This is a genomic window from Pseudomonas sp. IT-P12, from assembly GCF_949767465.1.
Classification (GTDB): Bacteria; Pseudomonadota; Gammaproteobacteria; order Pseudomonadales; family Pseudomonadaceae; genus Aquipseudomonas.
In genome coordinates this window covers 344,397-366,428 of record NZ_CATKPY010000011.1, presented here as the reverse complement: position 1 = coordinate 366,428, position 22,032 = coordinate 344,397, and the positions used below count along the sequence as shown (strand labels likewise).

At 62.3% G+C, this 22,032-nt stretch carries 16 protein-coding genes; 5 read left to right on the top strand and 11 right to left on the bottom strand.

What is annotated here, in order from left to right; genetic code table 11:
* The first annotated feature begins 224 nt into the window (after positions 1–224).
* The 3 genes from ACM6IM_RS04940 to ACM6IM_RS04930 are packed head-to-tail and all read left to right on the top strand — an operon-like array spanning position 225 to position 5,700.
* Positions 225–1,469, top strand: a complete 1,245-nt coding sequence (locus tag ACM6IM_RS04940; RefSeq protein WP_414864369.1) for an exonuclease SbcCD subunit D C-terminal domain-containing protein — start codon at positions 225–227, stop codon at positions 1,467–1,469.
* Positions 1,466–5,107, top strand: coding sequence for an SbcC/MukB-like Walker B domain-containing protein (locus tag ACM6IM_RS04935; protein ID WP_414864368.1), 3,642 nt, complete (start codon positions 1,466–1,468; stop codon positions 5,105–5,107). Before ACM6IM_RS04940 ends, ACM6IM_RS04935 begins: the two co-directional genes overlap by 4 nt.
* Entirely contained in the window at positions 5,104–5,700 is a 597-nt protein-coding gene (locus ACM6IM_RS04930) for a glutathione S-transferase (RefSeq protein WP_414864367.1), read from the top strand. Before ACM6IM_RS04935 ends, ACM6IM_RS04930 begins: the two co-directional genes overlap by 4 nt.
* 4 nt (positions 5,701–5,704) lie before the next feature.
* Here ACM6IM_RS04930 and ACM6IM_RS04925 read toward each other — a convergent pair whose 3' ends face one another.
* The 8 genes from ACM6IM_RS04925 to ACM6IM_RS04890 all read right to left on the bottom strand — a co-directional run bounded on the left by ACM6IM_RS04925 (position 5,705) and on the right by ACM6IM_RS04890 (position 12,636).
* The gene (locus ACM6IM_RS04925) at positions 5,705–5,962 is read right to left on the bottom strand and encodes a hypothetical protein (protein WP_192302933.1); all 258 of its coding nucleotides are present in this window, start codon (positions 5,960–5,962) and stop codon (positions 5,705–5,707) included.
* Complete coding sequence (locus tag ACM6IM_RS04920; RefSeq protein ID WP_368558581.1) at positions 5,959–6,171, bottom strand: hypothetical protein; 213 nt, start codon at positions 6,169–6,171, stop codon at positions 5,959–5,961. Before ACM6IM_RS04920 ends, ACM6IM_RS04925 begins: the two co-directional genes overlap by 4 nt.
* A 430-nt stretch (positions 6,172–6,601) precedes the next feature.
* The gene (locus ACM6IM_RS04915) at positions 6,602–6,781 is read right to left on the bottom strand and encodes a hypothetical protein (protein ID WP_201189902.1); all 180 of its coding nucleotides are present in this window, start codon (positions 6,779–6,781) and stop codon (positions 6,602–6,604) included.
* A 154-nt stretch (positions 6,782–6,935) separates the two neighbouring features.
* Positions 6,936–8,105, bottom strand: coding sequence for a lactonase family protein (locus ACM6IM_RS04910; RefSeq protein ID WP_414864834.1), 1,170 nt, complete (start codon positions 8,103–8,105; stop codon positions 6,936–6,938).
* The gene (locus tag ACM6IM_RS04905; protein WP_414864366.1) at positions 8,098–8,391 is read right to left on the bottom strand and encodes a DUF5629 family protein; all 294 of its coding nucleotides are present in this window, start codon (positions 8,389–8,391) and stop codon (positions 8,098–8,100) included. Before ACM6IM_RS04905 ends, ACM6IM_RS04910 begins: the two co-directional genes overlap by 8 nt.
* A gap of 203 nt (positions 8,392–8,594) precedes the next feature.
* Positions 8,595–10,175: an aldehyde dehydrogenase (NADP(+)) gene (locus ACM6IM_RS04900; RefSeq protein ID WP_414864365.1), complete on the bottom strand. Its 1,581-nt coding sequence runs from the start codon at positions 10,173–10,175 to the stop codon at positions 8,595–8,597.
* Between the two features lie 10 nt (positions 10,176–10,185).
* Positions 10,186–11,178 carry an AraD1 family protein gene (araD1, locus tag ACM6IM_RS04895; protein ID WP_414864364.1) on the bottom strand — a complete coding sequence of 331 codons (993 nt, stop codon included), beginning with the start codon at positions 11,176–11,178 and terminating at the stop codon, positions 10,186–10,188.
* 144 nt (positions 11,179–11,322) lie between these two features.
* On the bottom strand, positions 11,323–12,636 hold the full coding sequence (locus tag ACM6IM_RS04890) for an MFS transporter (RefSeq protein WP_414864363.1): 1,314 nt from the start codon (positions 12,634–12,636) through the stop codon (positions 11,323–11,325).
* A 193-nt stretch (positions 12,637–12,829) separates the two neighbouring features.
* Between ACM6IM_RS04890 and ACM6IM_RS04885 the strand changes: the two genes are divergently transcribed.
* Together ACM6IM_RS04885 and ACM6IM_RS04880 are read left to right on the top strand one after the other, a co-directional pair.
* Complete coding sequence (locus ACM6IM_RS04885) at positions 12,830–14,566, top strand: IlvD/Edd family dehydratase (protein WP_192302945.1); 1,737 nt, start codon at positions 12,830–12,832, stop codon at positions 14,564–14,566.
* A 199-nt stretch (positions 14,567–14,765) separates the two neighbouring features.
* Positions 14,766–15,485 carry a FadR/GntR family transcriptional regulator gene (locus ACM6IM_RS04880; protein WP_192302947.1) on the top strand — a complete coding sequence of 240 codons (720 nt, stop codon included), beginning with the start codon at positions 14,766–14,768 and terminating at the stop codon, positions 15,483–15,485.
* Between the two features lie 122 nt (positions 15,486–15,607).
* On the opposite strand, the gene ACM6IM_RS04875 is transcribed toward ACM6IM_RS04880, so the two are convergent.
* From ACM6IM_RS04875 to pepN, 3 genes are all read right to left on the bottom strand, one after another.
* Positions 15,608–17,983: an efflux RND transporter permease subunit gene (locus tag ACM6IM_RS04875; RefSeq protein WP_414864362.1), complete on the bottom strand. Its 2,376-nt coding sequence runs from the start codon at positions 17,981–17,983 to the stop codon at positions 15,608–15,610.
* Positions 17,984–18,008: 25 nt separating this feature from the next.
* Positions 18,009–19,061, bottom strand: a complete 1,053-nt coding sequence (locus ACM6IM_RS04870; protein WP_414864361.1) for a WD40/YVTN/BNR-like repeat-containing protein — start codon at positions 19,059–19,061, stop codon at positions 18,009–18,011.
* Positions 19,062–19,367: 306 nt separating this feature from the next.
* On the bottom strand, positions 19,368–22,025 hold the full coding sequence (gene pepN, locus ACM6IM_RS04865) for an aminopeptidase N (RefSeq protein ID WP_414864360.1): 2,658 nt from the start codon (positions 22,023–22,025) through the stop codon (positions 19,368–19,370).
* Positions 22,026–22,032 lie beyond the last annotated feature (7 nt).

Below are 22,032 nucleotides of genomic sequence, written 5' to 3'. Positions count from 1 at the left end.
CAAATCTGCTACCCCCCTGTGGGGGCGGGTTTGCTCGCGAAGAGGCCCTCACATTCCCTATCGATGGCAACTGATCCACCGCTTTCGTGAGCCCCCCCGCCCCGACAATGCCCAATTTGCACGGCGAGTGTTATGTATCACTCCCGCTTTACCCTTAAACTCTTCCCCCTTTCGCCGCTGTCCATTTCCTCGCGGCCATGACCTTATTTCCTACGGAGCTCGCCTTGCGTCTGTTTCACACCTCCGACTGGCACCTTGGGCAGAACCTGCACGGCCAGGATCGCGATTTCGAGCACGCCTGCTTTCTCGAGTGGCTATTGCGCCAGCTGAAGCTGAACCAGCCCGATGTGCTGTTGATCGCCGGCGACATCTTCGACACGGTCAATCCACCGGTCAAAGCCCAGGAGCGCCTGTACGACTTCATCGTCAGCGCCCACGAACAACAACCGAAGCTGACCATCGTGATGATCGCCGGCAACCACGATTCCGGTTCGCGCATCGAACTGCCCGCGCCGCTGATGCGTCGCTTGCGCACCCATGCGCTGGGTCGTGTGCTGTGGCTGGACGATGGCCAACTCGACGTCGAACGCCTGCTGCTGCCACTGCCGGATGCCAAAGGCAAAACGGCGGCCTGGTGCCTGGCGCTGCCCTTCCTGCGCCCGGCCGAAGTCACCGGCGCCCATCTGGGCGACGACTACCTGCGCGGCATCGGCCAGGTGCACGAATGGCTGATCGAAGCCGCCAACGCCAGGCGAAAGAAGGGTCAGGCCCTGATCGCCATCAGCCATGCGCACATGGCCGGCGGTTCGGTATCGGAAGATTCCGAACGCAGCCTGATCATCGGCAACGCAGAAGCCCTGCCCGCCAGCCTGTTCGGCCCCAGCATCAGCTACGTCGCCCTCGGCCACTTGCACAAGCCGCAAAAGGTCAACGGTGAAGAACGCATTCGCTACAGCGGCTCACCGATCCCGCTGTCCTTCTCGGAAATCGCCTATCAGCACCAGATTCTCGACATCCAGCTCGATGGCGAAACCCTGGTCAGCGTCGAGCCCCGGCTGATTCCCCGCGCCGTCAACCTGCAACGCATCGGCCCTGCCCCATTGGCCGACATCCTGCTGCAACTGGCCGACCTGCCCAACGTCGACCTGCTGGCGGACATCCAGCGCCAGCCGTGGCTGGAAGTCCGGGTTCGTCTCGACGAACCGCAGCCCGACCTGCGCAATCAAGTGGAAACGGCCCTGCAAGGCAAAGCCGTGCGCCTGGTGCGCATTGCCGCCGAATACGCCGGCAGCGGCAGTCGCGATGGCGTCGACGACGGCGCGGCCTTGATCGAACTCGACCAGCTCACGCCCCAGGAACTGTTCAGCCGCGCTTGGCAGGACAACTATGGCAGTGAGGTCGACGAGCAAACGCTGAAGGACTTTGCCGAGTTGCTGCAGGACGTGCAGATGGAGGGCGAGCAGCCATGAAAATCCTCGCCATCCGCCTGAAAAACCTCGCCTCGCTGGCCGGGCCCTTCGAGATCGACTTCACCGCCGAACCCCTGGCCAGCGCCGGGCTGTTCGCCATCACCGGCCCGACTGGCGCCGGCAAGAGCACCTTGCTCGATGCGTTGTGCCTGGCGCTGTTCGGTGCCGTTCCGCGCTTGAGCAATGCCCAGGCATCGGCCAAGGCGCCGGACGCCGACGGCGAGATCAGCACCGGCGACCCACGCACCCTGCTGCGTCGCGGCACCGGCGAAGGCTACGCCGAAGTGGATTTTGTCGGGATCGACGGCCGCCGCTACCGGGCGCGCTGGGAAGCCAATCGCGCCCGGGACAAGGCCGGCGGCAAGTTGCAGGCCAGCCGCCAGAGCCTGCGCGACATCGACCTGGATCAACTGCTCGCCAGTCAGAAAGTCGAGTTCAAGACTCAACTCGAATCGGTGCTGGGCCTGAATTTCGAACAGTTCACCCGCGCCGTATTGCTGGCCCAAAGTGAGTTCAGTGCCTTCCTCAAGGCCAACGACAACGAACGCAGCGAGCTGCTGGAAAAGCTCACCGACACCGCGCTCTATACGCGTCTGGGCCGGCGTGCCTTCGACAAGACCAAGGAGGCGCGCGAGGCCCACAAGCAACTGCAGGATCAAGCCACCGGCGTCACCCCGTTGGCTGCGCAGGCGCGTGCCGAACTCGATGAGCGCTTCAACCAGGCGCAGCAGCAGCTCAAGACCCAACAGGCGCAACTCAAGCAACTCGAGCAGCAGCACACCTGGCTGAAACAGCTAGGCCAATTGCAGGACGAACTGCTCAGCGCCCGCGAACAACTGGCCAGTGCCGAGCAGGACTGGCAACACCTGGCCGGCGAACGCCTGACCCTGGCTCGCCTGGAACAACTGGCGCCGCAACGCCACCAGTTTGCCCGCCAGAGCGAACTCAGGGCCCGGCTCACGCCGCTGGCGGCGCAGATTCAGCAGCACACTCAGCAGGAACAGGCCTTGCAAACGCGCCAGGCGCAACTCGAACAGAGCCTGAGCGCCGCGCAAACCGCACTGACCGAAGCCCAAGGGCTGCACCGTTCGAGCGCCCCGCTGTTGCGTCAGGCCTTTGAAGCCCAGAGCACCCTGGCCCGCCTGACCCGCGAAGCCGGCCTCAGCGCGGACCTCAGGCAGCAAGCCGAACACGCCTGCAGCGAAGGGCAAAACACCCTCAAGGGTTTGCTTGACCAGCAGCAACGGGTGGCCGAGCGCCTGCAACAGATTGCCGCCGAACTTGAGCAAAGCACTCCGCTGGCGCCGATCAGCGAGGCCTGGAGCGCTTACCGTGACCGCTTGCAGCAGCTGGTGCTGATCGGCAATCGCCTGAACAAAGGTCAGGCCGAACTGCCCGCGCTGGAGCAGAACGCCAGCCTTGCCAGCGCAGAATGGACCGCGCAAAAGCAACACCTGGAAGTGTTGTACAAGGAAGCCGGCGCCGAACCGGAAGCAGTGGCGGAACAGATCCAGTTGCTCGGCAACCTGTTGCAGGACAACCGCAAACAGCTGCGCGCCTTCGAAGAGCTGATGCGACTCTGGAGCAGCCAGCAGGCTCTGGACCAACGCCTGGCCGAGTTGCAACAACGCCAGGCCAGCGCCCAACAGGAACGCGAACGCCTGACCCAGGACGGGGTGAAAACCCGTAACGAACTGGCAGTCGCCGAGCAGACCCTGACCGTCACCCGCGAACTGCTCGAACGTCAGCGCCTGGCCCGCAGCGCCAGCGTCGAAGAACTGCGCGCGCAATTGCAGGATGATCAGCCCTGCCCGGTGTGCGGCAGCCCGGATCACCCCTACCACCAGCCCGAAGCACTGCTGCAGAGCCTCGGCCGCCATGATGAAAGCGAACAGGCCAACGCGCAGAAAGCGGTGGATTCGCTCAAGGAGAAGCTCACCGACCTGCGCACCGAGGTCGGCGGCGTGATCGCCCAGCAAAAGGAACTGCTGCAACAGCAGGAACACCTGCTCACCCAGCAACAGGGCTTGGCGTCGGAGCTTGAGGCGCACCCGTTGTCCACGCAGCTGTTCAACCAGGACCACGCCAGGCGGGATGCCTGGCTGGCCCAGCAAAACAGCCAATTGAACCAGAGCATCAGCCAGGACGAACAACGGCAGACCGCCCTGCTGACCCTGCAGCAGGACGCCGCACGCTTGCAGCAGCAACTGCGCGGCGCCGAGACCGCCAGTCAGCAGGCGACCCAGCACCTGGTCAATCAACAACGTGAGCTGAGCAGCGATCGCCAGCGTCTGGACGAGGAGCTGAACGCGTTCAGCAGCCTGCTCCCGGCCAACACCCTGGAGGCCTTGCGCGTCGAGCCGGCCGCGACCTTCATGCAGCTGGATCAACAGATCGCCCAGCGCCTGGAACAACTCGATCAGCAGCGTGACGAACTCGGCGAGCAGCAACAACGCCAGCAGACGCTGGAGAAGGAACAGGACCGGCAACTGACCCGCGTCCAGCAGCTCGAAGCGGCGCAACAGCAATTCGCAGCGCTCGCCGATCAGCAGCAGGTCTGCCAGCAGCAATTGGCACAACTGCTCGGCGAGCACAGCAGCGCCGAACACTGGCAACAGGCGCTGGATCAAGCGGTCGAACAGGCGCGCCAGGCCGAAACCACGGTCAATCAGGACCTGCAAACGGTGCGCACGCAACGGGTGCAACTGGCGGCCGAACTCAACGCCCAGCAGGAGCGCCTGATCACCCTGGAAGCTGAAGATCTGCAACTGAGCGCAAGCATCGGCGACTGGCGTGCACGGCATCCGGAACTGGATGACGGCGGCCTTGAGCAACTGCTGGGCATCGACGACCAGCAGCTTGGTGAGTTGCGCCAGCGTCTGCAACAGAACGAAAAGGCCATCGAACAGGCCAAGGTGTTGCTGCAGGAGCGCGACAACCGGCTTACCAGTCATCAGGCGCAGCACAATGGCAACCTCGACGCCGAGCAACTGACCAGCGCGCTGGCCGACCTGCAACAGCAGTTTGCCGTCAGCGAACAGCTGTGCGCTGAGCTACGGGCCGAACAGGCCGAGGATCAACGCCGGCAAAACGCCAACCAGGCACTGGCGCAACAGATCGCCCAAGCCTATGCCGAGTATCAGCGCTGGGCGCGCCTGAGTGCGTTGATCGGCTCCGCCACCGGTGACACCTTCCGCAAGATTGCCCAGGCTTACAACCTCGATCTGTTGGTGCATCACGCCAACGTGCAATTGCGTCAACTGGTGCGGCGCTACCGCCTCAAGCGTGGGGGCAGCATGCTCGGCCTGCTGGTGATGGACACGGAAATGGGCGATGAGCTGCGTTCGGTGCATTCGCTGTCCGGCGGCGAAACCTTCCTTGTGTCGCTGGCACTGGCGCTGGGCCTGGCATCGATGGCATCGAGCACGCTCAAGATCGAATCGCTGTTCATCGACGAAGGCTTCGGCAGCCTCGATCCGGAGTCGCTGCAACTGGCGATGGACGCCCTCGATGGCTTGCAGGCCCAGGGCCGCAAGGTCGCGGTGATCTCCCACGTGCAGGAAATGCATGAACGGATTCCGGTGCAGATCCAGGTGCAGCGCCAGGGCAATGGCCTCAGCACCCTGGAGGTGAAGTGATCACCCTCTACTCCTTCCGCCGCTGCCCGTATGCCATGCGCGCCCGCATGGCCCTGCGCTACTCGGAGGTGGCGCTGGACATCGTCGAAGTCAGCCTGAAGGCCAAACCGGCCGAAATGCTGGCGTTGTCGAGCAAAGGCACGGTGCCGGTGCTGAACGTCGATGGCCAGGTGATCGATGAAAGCCTGGCGATCATGCACTGGGCACTGGCGCAGCACGACCCGCAGGATTGGCTGCTCAGGGACGACCCCGTCGGGCAAGCGTCAATGGCGGCATTGATCGAAGAGAACGACCAGGTGTTCAAGGTGCACCTCAATCGCTACAAATATGCCGAACGCTACCCCGAGCAGCCGATGGTGTTCTATCGGGGCGAAGGTGAGCGATTCCTGAGCAAGCTGGAGCAGTTGCTGGCGCAGCACGCCTATTTGCTGGGCACTCAGCCGAGCCTGGCGGACGTGGCGCTGATGCCGTTCATCCGGCAGTTCGCGCATGTCGATCGCGAGTGGTTCGCGCAGAGCCCTTACCGGCGCTTGCAGCGTTGGCTGCAGGGATTTCTGGACTCGGCGCTGTTCACCGCGATCATGAAAAAATAACCTTTCAAGCAAACACTTCGCACATCTGCACCGCCGAGCAATCGATCTGGAAAGGACCGAAGAAATCGCCCTGGCGTTTCACCGGCGGATTGCCGGCCAGCAAGCCCATGGCCTTGGCGGTTTCAATGTTGTGCGCTAGGTTGTGATTGGCCTCGATCGACCGCGCGACCGAGCCTGCGGAGCCGTGGCTGAAGCCGAGCAACGAAGGCCCGTTGGTCATGAACGCCAGGAAGGCAACGACCCAGAGTCTGACCCCTTTCATATCCCTGCCACTCCCGCCGCGTCGACGTGATCGACCACGGCGTTTTGCACGCGATGTTCGAACTGGATGCCTGGGTGAGCGACCTGGATCGGTGCGTCCATGTCACGTTGAGATTGCGCCGAAAGGCTGACGACCAACACCAGCGCCACGTAAAGACCGATGGCCAGGTAGGCGCCGTATTTGGCTGAAGTAAGAATGCTGCTGGCCATGATGTTCTCCGTGGGCATGTTTCGATGTCCACAGAATCGATCAAAAAAGCAGTGATAACCACTCAGGGTTATCCATAGTGACCATCAGCTTTATTGATCATTGAGCCAGTCTATATCAGCCTTCAATAAAACTTATCATGCGCTCGCGCGCAGCATCGGGCTCGCCCGGAATGGGCGTGTGAGCGGATAGGATGGGAGTTGAATAGAGGCAGAGAAGAACTACGGCCAGACGCATCGCCATACTGTCGATCCTTTTTATGGGGGGAAGGAGTCAGAACGTCAGCGACAAATCTAAACACATGGCCATGTGATATCAAGCATTGCACTGATAGCACTGTGACAGTGTCGTGAACGCGTTATGCAGGAGCGACATCACTCGGGTTTCAATCAAGTGACTTCGCTCCTGCATAAAGGGTGCAGTGCCTGGCTTTCAGGCTTGGGTCTTGTGATCCAGTGCGGCGTAGAAATTGGCGCTCTGTTGCAGGTATTTCTGGGTGTAGCTCTGGGTGTGGGCTTTTTTATCGCTGATTTCCACGTTGGCGCTGGCTGGCAGAGCAACGGTGGCGGAGATGGCGGAAGCGGCGATGATGGAGAAGAGATTGAAGTTCATGGGGTATTCCTCGTAGTCAGTGGGCTTGCTTGCCGGTTAAGGCCGTGGAGCAAACTTAACGTTCGAGGTTGGTGCGTTGAAATCTTTTGTAGCACTAACGCATATCACTGACATTGATAGAAAGCTACAGGCCCCATCAACCGGGGCCTGCGGTCTATTGACGCACCAGGAATTTCAAGTCGCTGGGGGCATCCATCGGCAGTTTCTGGACGGTTTTGCCCAGCAGGCCGCTCTTGGCATCGCGTTCGATCACGACAATCTGATTGCTCTTCTGGTTGGCGATCAGCAGAAAGCGGCCACTCGGGTCGAGGCTGAACTCGCGCGGGTGATCGCCTTCCACCGAACGACGCTGCAGCTCCTTGAGGTGGCCCGTGGCGGGGTCGATGGCGAATACCAGCATCTGGTTGGCGGTGCCACGGTTGCTGACGTAGAGAAAGCGCCCATCGGCCGAGGCATGCAGCGCGGCAGCAGCCTTGTCCGACACCGGTTGCCCAGCGGCAAGGTCGACACTCTGCGTTTGCTCAAGCCTGCCGTCGCGGTAGTCGAACACTGCGACCTGTGCGCTCATCTCCATCGTCAGCCAGGCATGCTTGCCATCGTCGCTGAACAGCAAATGCCGAGGACCGCTGCCCGCTGGCAATTGCACGAACGCCGGGTCGGCGGGCACCAGCGGCAGGTCCGGGTTGGCCTTGGGATCGAAGCGATAGACAAACACCCTGTCGGCGCCCAGGTCATTGGAGAACACAAACCGGCCATCCGGCGACGACACCGTGGAGTGGACATGCGCCGACATCTGCCGCTCGGGGTTGACCCGGCTGGCGGGATGGCTGCTCATCTGCACCACGGGCCGCAGTTGGCCAGCGGTGCCCAGCGGCAACACGGCCAGGGTCCCACCCGGGTCTTCAGCCACTGAATAGTTGCTGACGAACAGGTGGCTGGCGTCCTGGCTGAGGCTCGAATGGGTCGGCTCATTGCCCAGGCTCTGCACCTGGTTGATCAGGCTCAGCGCGTGGGTCTTGGGATCGATGGCATAGCTGCTGACGCGTCCGACCGGGTCGGCCTGTCCCGGACCGTTTTCGTTGACCACGAACAGGTAACGCAGGTCCTTGGACAGGGTCAGCCAGGACGGGTTTTCGCTCTTGACCACTTGCAGTGGTTTGGCCTCGAGCTGGCCGCGGACGCTGTCGAAATCCAGGCGATAAATCCCCTGGCTCTGGCCCGCGGTGTACGAACCCACCAACACCTGGTAGTGCTCGGCAGGTGCTGCCTGCACGCCCATGGCGCCGACGCTGCCGGCCATCAACAGCGGCCAGAGCTTACGCATCCTCATGCACATCATCCTCGTTGTCACCACCCGTGGCGTCCAGACAGACCAGGCGGTGCTCACCGGACTGACCGCTGATGACCCAGCTTTGCAGGGTGGCATCGAAGGTCGCCGCTTCAATCTGCGCCATATTGAACACCCAACGCTTGAGCGCACGGCCGTCCATGCATTCGATGTGCAGTTGGTCCTCTTCATCAAGGGAGAAATCGAAGGCGTGCAGCCCGTCGATTTCCAGCATGTCGCAGGTTTCGAGGGCGGCGAGCAAGGTGTGGGTTACGGCAGTCATGGCAGTCGTCTTTATCGGTAAAGACGCAATGATAGCTCAATGTGATGCTGGCCCCGATGCTGCGACCAACATAGAACGAAGGTGGGAGCGGGCTTGCTCGCGAAGAGGTAGTGTCAGTCGCCGATGATGTGACTGATAGACCGCTTCGCGAGCAAGCCCGCTCCCACCCTTGAATCGTGTTGCGACGTGGCGGTTTTCAGCCGTTACAACCCCTCACGCGACGGCTGTCCATCCACCAGCCGCTGGATGCCCAGTGGGTTGGCGTTTTTCAGCGGGTCCGGCAGCAAGCTGTCGGGGTAGTTCTGGAAGCACACCGGGCGCAGGAAACGGTCGATGGCCAGGGTGCCCACCGACGTGCCACGCGCATCGGAGGTGGCCGGGTACGGGCCGCCGTGGACCATCGAATCGCAGACTTCGACACCGGTCGGGTATCCATTGAGCAGGATCCGCCCAACCTTTTGCTCCAGCAACGGCGTCAGCTCGCCGAACTGTTCGAAATCGCCAGGCTCGCCAATGATCGTCGCCGTCAGTTGCCCGTGCAGGCCGTGCAAGGCTGCACTCAACTGCGCCTGGTCGGCGACTTCGACAAACACCGTGGTCGGGCCGAAGATCTCTTCCTGCAACACTTCATCGCCATCGATCAGCAGGCCGACATCTGCCTTGAACAATTGCGGTTGCGCCTGATTGCCCTGCTGCGCACTGCCGGCCAGATGAGTCACGGCCGGGTGCGCCAGGAGCTTTTGCAGCCCCTTGCCGTAGCTGCTCAAGGTGCCGGCGTTGAGCATGGTTTGCGCCGGCTGATCGTTGATCAACCCCGCCACCTGCTGCACGAACGCACTGAATTGCGGCGAGCGAATGCCAATCACCAGGCCAGGGTTGGTGCAGAACTGGCCACAGCCCTGGACCACCGACGCCGTCAGGTCACGGGCAACGGTTTCGCTGCGCGCTTGCAGTGCCTGGGGCAGGACGATCACCGGGTTGATGCTCGACATCTCGGCGAACACCGGGATCGGTTGCGCCCGGGCGGCCGCCATATCGCACAGGGCGCGGCCGCCACGCAACGAACCGGTGAAGCCCACTGCCTGGATCGCCGGATGCTTGACCAGCGCCTCGCCGACCCCGCCGCCGTAGATCATGTTGAACACACCGGCCGGCATATCGGTTTTTTCCGCAGCACGGATGATCGCGTCGGCAACCTGTTCTGCGGTCGCCATGTGCCCGCTGTGGGCCTTGAAGACCACGGGGCAACCGGCGGCCAGGGCCGAAGCGGTGTCGCCGCCCGCCGTGGAAAAGGCCAGCGGAAAGTTGCTCGCGCCGAACACGGCCACGGGACCCAGGCCGATGCGGTACTGACGCAAGTCGGGACGCGGCAAGGGCTTGCGTTCCGGCAAGGCCTGGTCGATCCGCGCGCCGTAGAAATCGCCGCGTCGCAGGACCTTGGCGAACAGACGCATCTGGCCGCTGGTGCGACCGCGCTCGCCCTGAATCCGTGCTGCCGGCAGCGCGGTTTCGCGGCAGACCACGGCGACGAAATCGTCGCCCAGGGCGTCCAGCTCATCGGCAATCGCATCGAGAAACTGTGCGCGGCGCTCGGCGCTGAGGCTGCGATACGCCGGGTAAGCCACAGCGGCGGCCTTGGCGGCGGCATCCACCTCCTGCGGCGTAGCCTGCACGAACGTGCCTGGCAGCGCCTCGCCGGTGCTGGCGTCGACGCTTTGCAGTTTGACCGTGCCGGCCGCGCTGCGCGAACCGCCGATGTAGTTGTGACCCAGTAGCTGACTCATGGGGGTTTCCTTAAAGAGTACCGATGGTGCCGGGTTCGAAGACCGCTTCAACCGGTGCAATACCGTTGACCAACGGTGCGCCGAACTCGGCCTGACTGATTTCGAAGACATCACCCGGCTGCGTACGAATGCCGTCGGCAAACGATAGCGTCGCTGTGCCGAAGAAGTGAATGTGCACGTCACCCGGGCGCAGGAACTGACTGTACTTGAAATGGTGGTATTCGAGGTTCTCCAGGCTATGGCACATGTTCGCCTCACCGCTCAGGAACTCGTTCTGCCACAACACTTCGCCGTTACGCACGATGCGGCTGGTGCCCGCCAGATGTTGAGGCAGTTCACCGACCCGAAGTTCCGGGCCGTAGCTGCAACTGCGCAATTTCGAGTGCGCCAGGTACAGGTAGTTCTTGCGCTCCATGACGTGGTCGGAAAACTCGTTGCCAACCGCAAAGCCCAGTCGATAAGGCTTGCCATCGTGGCCGATGACATACAGGCCGCTGATCTCCGGTTCTTCACCGGCGTCTTCGGCGAATGGCGGCAGCGGGAACGGCTGGCCCGGGCGCACGACGATGCTGCCGTCGCCCTTGTAGAACCATTCCGGCTGCACGCCGGCCTGGCCCGCCGCCGGCTTGCCGCCCTCCACGCCCCACTTGAAGATACGCATGGTGTCGGTCATCGCCGCTTCGTCGCCGGCTTGCTGGTGCATTTTGTCCCGCGCCGAGGCGCTGCCCAGATGGGTCAGGCCGGTGCCGCTGACCAGCATGTGCGCCGGGTCCGGATGGTCCAGCGGCGGCAGGATGCGCAGCTTGGCCAACAGTTCGGCGTATTCGTGGCTGATGCCCAGGCCCAGTGCATTGACCTGCCGCTCAAGGTTGACCCCGGCTTCGATGGCCGCCAGGGCGAGGTCGCGCACCGTGTGCGCATCCTGTACTTCGCGCACCAGACCGGCCTCGACCACACCGACCCGGCGTTCACCGTTAACCAATTCGAATTGAACCAGACGCATGAATTTCTCCTGTTTGATTCAACACCGCCTATCCCTGTGGGAGCGAGCCCGCTGGCGATAGCGGTGTTTCAGTAGCATGAATATTGAATGTGATATCCCTTCGCGAGCAGGCTCGCTCCCACAGGGGGTGGAGGTGCTCCGTATTCAGCTCCGGCGGGCACTGGCGGCAAACTGATCCGCCGGCAATACATGCTTGCGCTCCAGCTGGCGATACACCACGCCGGTCAGGATCAGCCCGAACACCATCACCCCGGACAGGAAGTAGAGTCCCGACGCCAGATTGCCGGTGTATTCCTTCAGCGCACCGATCACGAACGGGCCAATGTAGCCGCCGAGGTTGCCCACCGAGTTGATCAAGGCAATCCCCGCCGCCGCGCTGGCACCGGCAAAGAAACGGCCCGGCAACGTCCAGAACACCGCGGTGCAGGAAAACAGCGCGAATGCCACCAGGCACAATGCTGCCAGTTGCAGCACGGGCAACGTCAGCCAGGCACTGAGGAACAGGCCGATGGCCCCCAGGACATACAGCACCGCCAGGTGACCGTAGCGATCATTCAGGCGGTCGGAACTGCGCGGAATGATCAACAGGCCGACGATCCCGAAAATGTAGGGCACCGAGGAGACGAAACCGGTGACCAGATCACTGCCGCCGAACTGTTTGATCAGTGTCGGCAGCCACAGGCCCAGGCCATAGATGCTCAGGGTCACCGGCAGGTAGAACAGCGCCAGCAGCAGCACGCGGGTGTCCTTGAGCGCATGCAATGGATTGCCATGACGCGTCTGGCCGTATTCCGCCAGGTCTCTTTTCAGCTCGCCGGCCAGCCAGTCCTTCTCGGCCTGGTCCATCCATTTCACCTGTTGCGGACCATCCGGCAACCAGCGCAGTACCGGCCAGGTCAGCAAGATCGCCGGGGTGCCGATGACGATGAACAGCCACTGCCAGCCATGCAAACCGAGGATCCCGTCCATCCCCAGCAAGCCACCGGACACCGGGCCGGTGATCAGCATGGCAATCGGTTGGGACAGGATGAACAGGCCGAGGATCTTGCCGCGATGGCGCACCGGGAACCATTGGGTGATGTAGTACAGAACACCCGGAAAGAAGCCGGCTTCGGCGGCGCCCAGCAGGAAGCGCATCACATAGAAGCTGTGTGGCCCCTGGACGAAGGCCATGCCGATGGTGATGGCACCCCAGGTGATCATGATCCGCGCAAACCAGCGTCGTGCGCCGAAGCGTTCGAGCATCAGGTTGCTGGGGATCTCGAACAGGAAGTAGCCAATGAAGAACAGCCCCGCACCGAGGCCGTAGGCCGCATCGCCGATACCGATGTCAGCGCCCATGTGCAGCTTGGCAAAACCCACGGCGGAGCGATCCACATAGGCGATCAGGTACAGCAGGATCAGGAAGGGAATCAGTTTGAGTGTGATGCGACGAATAAGCCGCAATTCCTGGCTCATGAGATCGGTCTCCGATTGTTGTTGTTATGGAACCTCGGGGGACGCCTCTCGCGAAAATCGCCAGGGCCATCCCTCCAGTGAAAGCGACTATATAGTAATACTATTTAATCGAGCAACACTTCCAAAGCGGAGAAATTGCGCTTATGGTACGGGTCAGCACGAACAATATAGTCATACAATAAGAGAATCGATCATGTCTGATAAGAAACCCACCCTGCGCTCCGCCCAATGGTTTGGCACGGCCGACAAGAACGGCTTCATGTACCGCAGCTGGATGAAGAATCAGGGCATCGCCGACCACCAGTTCCATGGCAAGCCGATCATTGGCATCTGTAACACCTGGTCGGAGCTGACCCCCTGCAACGCGCATTTCCGCCAGATCGCCGAGCACGTCAAACGCGGCGTGATCGAGGCCGGCGGTTTCCCGGTGGAGTTTCCAGTGTTCTCCAACGGTGAATCGAACCTGCGCCCGACCGCCATGCTCACCCGTAACCTGGCGAGCATGGACGTGGAGGAAGCCATTCGCGGCAACCCGATCGACGGCGTGGTGCTGCTGACCGGTTGCGACAAGACCACCCCGGCCCTGCTGATGGGCGCCGCCAGTTGCGATGTGCCGGCCATCGTCGTCACCGGTGGGCCGATGCTCAACGGCAAACACAAGGGCAAGGACATCGGTTCGGGCACCGTGGTCTGGCAACTGAGCGAACAGGTCAAGGCCGGCACCATCACCATCGACGATTTCCTCGCGGCCGAGGGCGGCATGTCCCGTTCGGCGGGCACCTGCAACACCATGGGCACCGCCTCGACCATGGCCTGCATGGCCGAAGCGCTTGGCACCTCCCTGCCCCACAACGCGGCGATTCCAGCGGTGGACGCACGCCGCTACGTGTTGGCGCACATGTCCGGCATGCGTGCGGTGGAGATGGTCCGTGAAGACTTGCGGCTGTCGAAGATCCTCACCAAGGAAGCGTTCGAAAACGCCATTCGAGTCAACGCGGCGATTGGCGGTTCGACCAACGCGGTGATCCACCTGAAGGCCATCGCCGGACGGATTGGCGTTGAACTGGACCTCGATGACTGGACCCGCATCGGTCGTGGCATGCCGACCATCGTCGACCTGCAGCCGTCCGGGCGTTTCCTGATGGAAGAGTTCTACTACGCCGGCGGCCTGCCTGCCGTACTGCGACGCCTGGGTGAAGCGAATCTGATCCCGAACCCGAACGCCCTGACGGTCAACGGCAAGTCCCTGGGCGAGAACACCAAGGACGCGCCGATCTATGGCGAAGACGAAGTGATCCGTACCCTCGACAACCCGATCCGGGCCGATGGCGGGATCTGCGTGCTGCGCGGCAACCTGGCGCCGCTCGGTGCCGTACTCAAGCCTTCGGCGGCCACGCCGGAACTGATGCAGCATCGCGGGCGCGCCGTGGTGTTCGAGAACTTCGACATGTACAAGGCCCGGATCAACGACCCGGAACTGGACGTGGACGCCAGCTCGATCCTGGTGATGAAGAACTGCGGGCCGAAGGGTTATCCGGGCATGGCCGAAGTCGGCAACATGGGCTTGCCGGCCAAACTGCTGGCCCAGGGTGTGACCGACATGGTGCGCATTTCCGATGCGCGCATGAGCGGCACCGCCTACGGCACCGTGGTATTGCACGTGGCGCCGGAAGCGGCGGCTGGCGGTCCTCTGGCCGTGGTGAAGGAAGGTGACTGGATCGAACTGGATTGCGCCAGCGGCCGCCTGCACCTGGACATTCCGGATGCCGAACTCGCTGCGCGCATGGCCGACCTGCAACCGCCACAACAGTTGCTGGTGGGCGGCTATCGTCAGTTGTACATCGACCATGTCTTGCAAGCGGACCAGGGTTGCGACTTTGACTTCCTGGTCGGCTGCCGTGGGGCCGAAGTGCCGCGCCACTCGCACTGACCCTCTTCCAAGGGATGGCCCCCATCCTGTGGGAGCGGGCTTGCTCGCGAAAGCGGTGTATCAGTCGCCCATGTGTTGATTGGCACACTGTCTTCGCGAGCAAGCCCGCTCCCACATATGTTCTGCATCTGCCTCAAGACCGTGCCGTGCCTGCTATCATGCGCGGCATATCCCCCCGCACAGGATCGCGCCGTTCCCCATGGACTACCGCAAACCCTCCGACCGCAAGAGCATGCATTCGCGCATCGTCCAGGAACTGGGCATGCAGATCGTTTCCGGGCGCTTCAAGCCGGACGACAAACTGCCCGCCGAAGCCCTGCTGTGCGAAGAGTACGCGGTCAGCCGGCCGGTACTGCGCGAGGCCACTCGCGTGCTGGTCGCCAAGGGCCTGGTGTATTCCCGTCCGCGGGTCGGCACGGTGGTCAAGCAGCGCAAGGAGTGGCACATGCTCGACCCGGACGTGCTGCACTGGCTGATGCAAAGCAGCCCGCAAAATGAATTCTTCGACCTGCTGACCAGCGTTCGCAGCATCATCGAACCGGCCGCCGCCGCCCTGGCCGCGCAGCACGCCACGGACGCCGACATTGCCGCCATCGGTGAAGCCTACCAACGCATGGAGACCGCGCCGACCCCCGAAGCCCTGCTGCAACCGGACCTGGACTTCCACAGCCGCATCGCCGATGCCACCCACAACGACCTGCTGGCCAACCTGTGCAACATGCTCGCGGTGGCAATTGCCGAGGCCTTGAAGCACTCCAATCAGCGCCCGAACCTGCATGAACTGGCACTGCCCCGCCACAAGGCGATCCTGACCGCCATCGAGAACCGTGACGCCCTGGGTGCGCGGCACGCGACGCTGGTGCAGCTGGATGATGCGCGCAGCGCGCTGCATGTGGTGTTGGGTAGCGATCCGGCCTGACCCCCGGCACCACAAATCCCTGTGGGAGGGAGCCTGCGCGCTCCCACCCGATTGGGTCAGCATGAATTCGAGACATGAAAAAGCCGCAACCTGGGTTGCGGCTTTTTCATTTCAGGCCGGGATCAGTGGGCAAACAACGAATTGCCCTTCTGCCCCGCCAGTTTCTCCGGTTTGATCAGGAACCGCGCCAGTGCCGGCAGCAGCCACAGCGCCCCGAACATGTTCCACAGCAGCATGAAGGTCAGCATCAGGCCCATGTCGGCCTGGAACTTGATGGCCGAGAAGATCCAGGTGCACACGCCAATGGCCAGGCACAGGCCGGTGAACAGCACCGCTTTACCGGTGGACTTCAGGGTCTGGTAGTACGCCTCCTGCAACGGCAAGCCGGCGCGCAGGAAACTTTCCAGGCGACTGTAGATGTAGATGCCGTAGTCCACGCCAATCCCCACGCCCAATGCCACCACCGGCAGAGTCGCGACTTTCACGCCGATGCCCATGAAGGCCATCAGGGCGTTGCCCAGGACCGAGGTCAGCACCAGCGGCAGGACGATGCACAGGGTCGCCGCCCAGGAGCGGAAGGTGATCATGCACATGACCGCCACGCAGATGTACACCAGGATCAGGATGGTCAGCTCGGACTTCTTGATCACCTCGTTGGTGGCCGCCTCGATCCCGGCGTTACCGGCCGCGAGGATGAATTCCAGGCCATCCTTGTTGTTTTCCTTGGCGAACTCCTGCACCGCATGGACGGCGCGGTCGAGGGTCTCGGCCTTGTGGTCGTTGAGGAACACCAGCACCGGCGCCAGGGAGCAACTGTTGTTATACAGACCATCGGCACGGGCGATGGAGTTGTTCAGCACGTCGGAGTTGCGCGACAGGGTTTCCCATTTCAGGTTGCCCTCGTTCATGCCCTTGATCATCTGCTTGGACACGGTCACCAGGGAAATCGCCGACTGCACGCCCTCGGTGTTCTGCATCTTCCACATCAGTTCGTCGATCGGCGCCATGGTCTCGTAGTGCGAACAGCCTTCGGCCTTGGTCTTGACCATCACCACCAACACGTCCGAACTGGTGGAGTAGTTGCTGATGATGAAGTTGTTGTCCTTGTTGTAGCGTGAATCCGGACGCAGTTCGGGAGCTCCCTGGTCGAGGTCGCCGATCTTCAGGTTCTGGCTGTACCAGAGGCCGCCACCGAAGGCGATCAGTGCCAGGGCAATGGAAACCGGAGCGACTTTCGGGCTGGCGAAGCTCGACAGCAGGCGCCAGAACGGGTGCTCGCGGTGCGCGTCCTTCTTGCTGCGCTCGACCGCGCGCTTGCTGATGCCGACGTAGGAAATCGCCACCGGCAACAGAATCAGGTTGGTGAACACGATCACCGCCACACCGATGGACGCACCGATGGCCAGTTCGCGAATCACACCGATATCGATGATCAGCAGCGTGATGAAGCCAACCGCGTCCGCGAGGATCGCAATCATCCCCGGCAGGAACAATTGACGGAACGTACGTCGTGCCGCCGTCAGCGCGTTATCAGCCTCGCTCGACTGCAGGGCGATACCGTTGATCTTCTGTACGCCGTGGGAAATACCGATGGCGAAAATCAGGAACGGCACCAACATCGAATACGGGTCGAGGCCGAAGCCGAAGAAGTGCATCAGGCCCAGTTGCCAGACCACCGCGACCAGCGTCGTGCTCAACACCGCCACGGTGCTGCGCATGCAGTGGGTGAACCAATACAGCAGAATCAGAGTGATGACGAAGGCGACGCCGAAGAACATCACCACCATCACCAGCCCGTCGATCAGGTCGCCGACCTTCTTGGCGAAACCGACGATGTGGATCTTGACGTTGGGGTTCTGTTTTTCGAACTTGTCGCGGATCTTTTCTTCAAGATCGTGGGAGAACTTGCGGTAGTCCAGTGCCAGCAACTTGCCCTGGTCCTGCGGGTCCGGGTAGGACTCCAGCAACGGGATGTCGACGATGCTCGACTTGAAGTCGTTGGCCACCAGGCGTCCGATCTGACCGGACTTGAGCACGTTATTGCGCAGCAGGTCGAGGCTTTGCTGGGAACCGTTGTAACTCTGCGGGATCACTTCACCACCGGCAAAGCCCTCCTCCGTCACCTCGGTCCAGCGTACGCTCGGGCTCCACAGCGACTTCAGGCCGGAACGGTCAACGCCGGAGATGTAGAACACCTCGTCGTTGATCTGGCGCAGCGTCTCCATGTACTCCTTGGAGAAGATGTCACCGTCGGTGGCTTCCACCGAGATGCGCACGGTGTTGCCCAGGTTCGCCAGATCGTTGCGGTGCTCCATCATCTTCTGGATGAACGGATGCTCCAGCGGGATCATTTTTTCGAAGCTGGTGGACGGCCGGATCAGCGTCGCCTGCCAGAACAGGAAAATGCTGACCAGCAGGCAGATGAAGATCACTGCCGGGCGGTTATTGAAAATCAGGCGCTCGAGAAACGTCGCCTTGTCCTGGTGATGGCTTGTCATGGATGTCATAGCTCCGCCCTTCTTATTATTTGCCCAGCTCTGAGCCGGTTGGCGAAGTAGCGCGAACGCCGCCCTGTCCTGCCAGAATCAAGTTGCCGTTGCCTGCCGCGGTCACCGCAGAAACGGAGATGCGGTCCGGACGGTTGAATACGCTGAAGGTTTCGCCGTCGTCGTTGCTGCGCACGACGCTGCCACCGTTGCCGACGATCACGATGGAACCGTCATCCAGCAGCGTAGCGCCCGACAGCCCGAACTCCAGCGCGCCGCGGGCCGCCTTCAGCTCGACCGGTTCCCAGGTGCTGCCAAAGTCGGTGGAACGAAACAGGTTGCCGCGCAGGCCGTAGGCCAGCAGCGTGTTGGGTTGGGCTGTGCCGATCACGCCAAACAGCGAGCCTTCGTACGGGCCTTCAAGCTTCTCCCAGGTCTGGCCCCCGTCGGCCGAACGGAACATGCTGCCCTGCTCGCCGACGATGAACAGCCCGGCATCCTTGACCGCAGCGATGGCGTTGAGGTGGTACTGGTCTTCGTTGTCGAGGCGGTCGCTGGCGTCTTCCCAGTGCTTGCCGCCGTCGGTGGTCGCCATCAGCGAACCATAGGCGCCCACGGCAAAGCCGTTGTTGGCGTCCTGGAACCAGACGTCGAGCAGCGGCGATTCGCGGGTGAGGTCTTCGAATTGCTTGGTCCAGGTGACGCCGCCGTCTTCGCTGGCGAGGATCTGGGCGTCATGGCCGACGGCCCAGCCGTGCTTGTCATCGACAAAATACACCGAGGTCAGCAGTTGCCGGGTCGGCACCTTGGCCTGGGTCCAGGTGGCGCCCTGGTCATCGGAGTACAGGATGTGCCCGCGATCGCCGACCGCCACCAGGCGCTTGCCGGCGTGCACGACGTCGAGCATCAGGCTTTTACTGGCCTTGGCCGATTCCACGGAATAGATAACGTCGGATGACGGCGCGGCGGCAGCCAGCACAGGAGCCGACCACACGGCGCAGCCCAGCAGCGAGAGCGCTGTGGCCAGCAACGCGAATTTGCGCAGTGCCGGCGGGCGGCTGGCACCCACACCCATGACAGGCTCACTCATAGACCTTCCCCCATTATTATTGTTAGGTCATTCAACCTTTCAGGGCGCCGCAAGGGGTACTCGAAGGGATTGAATGGTTAGGAGCATAGTCCTGAAACCCGCAATCCAGAGCCCCTTCGGAAGCTGGGCTTATCCTATCGGGGTTTGGAAAGGTCTGACAATCGACGCCACGTTATCTTTTGTTAACCCGGCGGGGTCGGGAGGGAGGCTGAATGATGGGGTATCAGGCGGGGTGATCGGGAGCGGCCACCTGTGGGAGCGAGCGGGCTCGCTCCCACAAGGATTGAGTAATGAACCAGCCGAGGCTTACGCCAGGCTCTTGCTCACCACTTCAAACACATCGCTGGACAACTGGCCCGAAGCGCGGATCCGCTCCAGTTCACCTTTCATCAAGGCCTGGCGAGCGCCGTCGTACTTGCGCCAGCGCGTCAGCGGCGCCAGTTGGCGAGAGGCGATCTGCGGATTGAAGGCATTGAGCTCGATCACCAGATCCGCCAGGAAGCGGTAGCCCGAGCCATCGGCCGCATGGAAGTTGATCAGGTTCTGCCCGGCGAACGCACCGATCAGTGCCCGCACCTTGTTCGGGTTCTTCAGGTTGAACGCCGGGTGCTGCATCAACGCCTTGACCCGATCCAACCCGCCCGGCAGGGTGCTGCCGGCCTGGACGCTGAACCACTGGTCCATGACCAGCGGGTTGTCCTTGAAGTGCTCGGCAAACGCCGCCAGCGCCCGGGCCTTCTGCTCTTCGTGCGGCGAATTGACCAGCACGGCCAGGGCCGTCAGGCGCTCGGTCATGTTGTCACTGTTCTCGAACTGCTCGAGCGTCGCCGCCAGCACTTCGGGTTTGCCACTCAGCATCAGGTACGACAGCGCAATGTTCTGCAACGCACGGCGTGCAAAGTGCTCGGCCTCGGCGATGTAGGGCGTCTGTTTCGACAGGTCGCGATTGGCCTGGTAACGCAGCCACAACGCTTCGAACAAACCGTCGACCAATTGTTTACGGGCAAATTCGCGGGCGATATGGATGGCCTCGACATCGGCCACCTCGCTGATTTCGGTCAGGTAGGCCTCGCCCGGCAGTGCGAGCATCTCGGCGACCATCGCCTGGTCCAGCGATTCGTCCGACAGCACCGTGCGCAAGGCCGAAACCAGGCGTGGGTCGAGCACCAGCGGCTCGCCCTTCTGCTGCTGGGCGATCAGTTCCTGCAGCACCTGCACCGACAGTTGCTGACCGGCATCCCAGCGGTTGAAGCCGTCGCTGTCGTGCTGCATCAGGAACATCAACTGGTCACGGCTGTACGGGAAGCTCAGTTTCACCGGCGCCGAGAAGCCGCGCAGCAACGAAGGCAGCGGTTGTTCGGCGATGTCGACGAAGGTGAACGTCTGCTCGGCTTGCGTCACCGAAATCACTCGCGAAGTGCCCTGGGCGCTGGCTTCGCCGGACAGGCGCAAGGCAATGGCCGCGCCGTTGGCGTCCAGCAGGCCGAGCGCCACCGGAATCACGAAGGGCAGCTTTTCAACCTTGTCCGGGGTGGCCGGGCAGCTCTGGCGGAACGTCAGGCTGTAGGTTTTCGCCGCGGCATCGTAGGACTCGCTCACCGCCAGGCGCGGCGTACCGGCCTGGCTGTACCAGCGTTTGAACTGGGTCAGGTCGACGCCATTGGCGTCTTCCATGGCCTTGATGAAGTCGTCGCAGGTCACGGCCTGGCCGTCATGGCGTTCGAAATACAGGTCGCTGCCTTTGCGGAACCCTTCGGCGCCGAGCAAGGTGTGAATCATGCCGACCACTTCCGAACCCTTTTCGTACACGGTCAAGGTGTAGAAGTTGGAGATCTCGATGAAACTGTCCGGGCGCACCGCGTGCGCCATGGGGCCGGCGTCTTCGGCGAACTGGTGCGTGCGCAGGTACGCCACGTCCTGAATGCGCTTGACCGTGGCCGAGTTCATGTCGGCGGAGAAACCCGAGTCACGGAATACGGTAAAGCCTTCCTTGAGCGACAGCTGGAACCAGTCGCGGCACGTCACGCGGTTGCCCGACCAGTTATGGAAGTATTCGTGGGCGACGATCGCTTCCACACGCTGGTGCGCGGCGTCGGTCGCGGTTTCGGCACGCGCCAGTACCGCGCTGGAGTTGAAGATGTTGAGGCCCTTGTTCTCCATCGCACCCATGTTGAAGTCGTTGACGGCCACGATCATGAAGATGTCCAGGTCGTACTCGCGACCGTACACCTCTTCATCCCAGCGCATCGACTTCTTCAGGCTGTTCATCGCGTGCTGGCACTTGTCGATGTTTTCCGGCTCGACGTAGATGCGCAGCGCCACCGTGCGTTCGGTCATGGTGGTGAAGGTGTCCTCGACACACCACAGGTCACCGGCCACCAGCGCGAACAGGTACGCCGGCTTCATGAACGGGTCTTCCCACGTCGCCCAATGCCGCCCGTCTTCGCCCGGGCCGCTGGCAATCGGGTTGCCGTTGGACAGCAGCACCGGGTAGCTGTGCTGCTCGGCGACCACGGTGGTGGTGAACTTGCTCATCACGTCCGGGCGGTCGAGGTAGTAGGTGATCTTGCGGAAGCCTTCGGCCTCGCACTGGGTGCAGAACATCGTACCGGACTTGTACAGGCCTTCCAGCGCGGTATTGGTTTCCGGATGAATCCTGACGCTGGTGTCGACCGTGAACGTGGTGCCGGTCGGTTGCAGGGTCAAGTGGTTCTCGGTCAACTGATAGTCGGCAGCGCTCAGTTCGCGGTCGGCCAGGGTCACCGACAACAGTTCCAGCTGCTGGCCATCCAGCACCAGCGGCGGCAGGCCCGGGCCGCGCTCGGGGTTACGGCGCATCACCAGTTGCGCGTGGACCAGGCTGTGGTCCTCGAACAACTCGAAGGTCAGGTGCGTTTCGTCGATCAGGTACTCGGGCGCCTGATAGTCTTTCAAATAGATCATCTTCGGTTGTTCGGTGCGCATGCTGGAG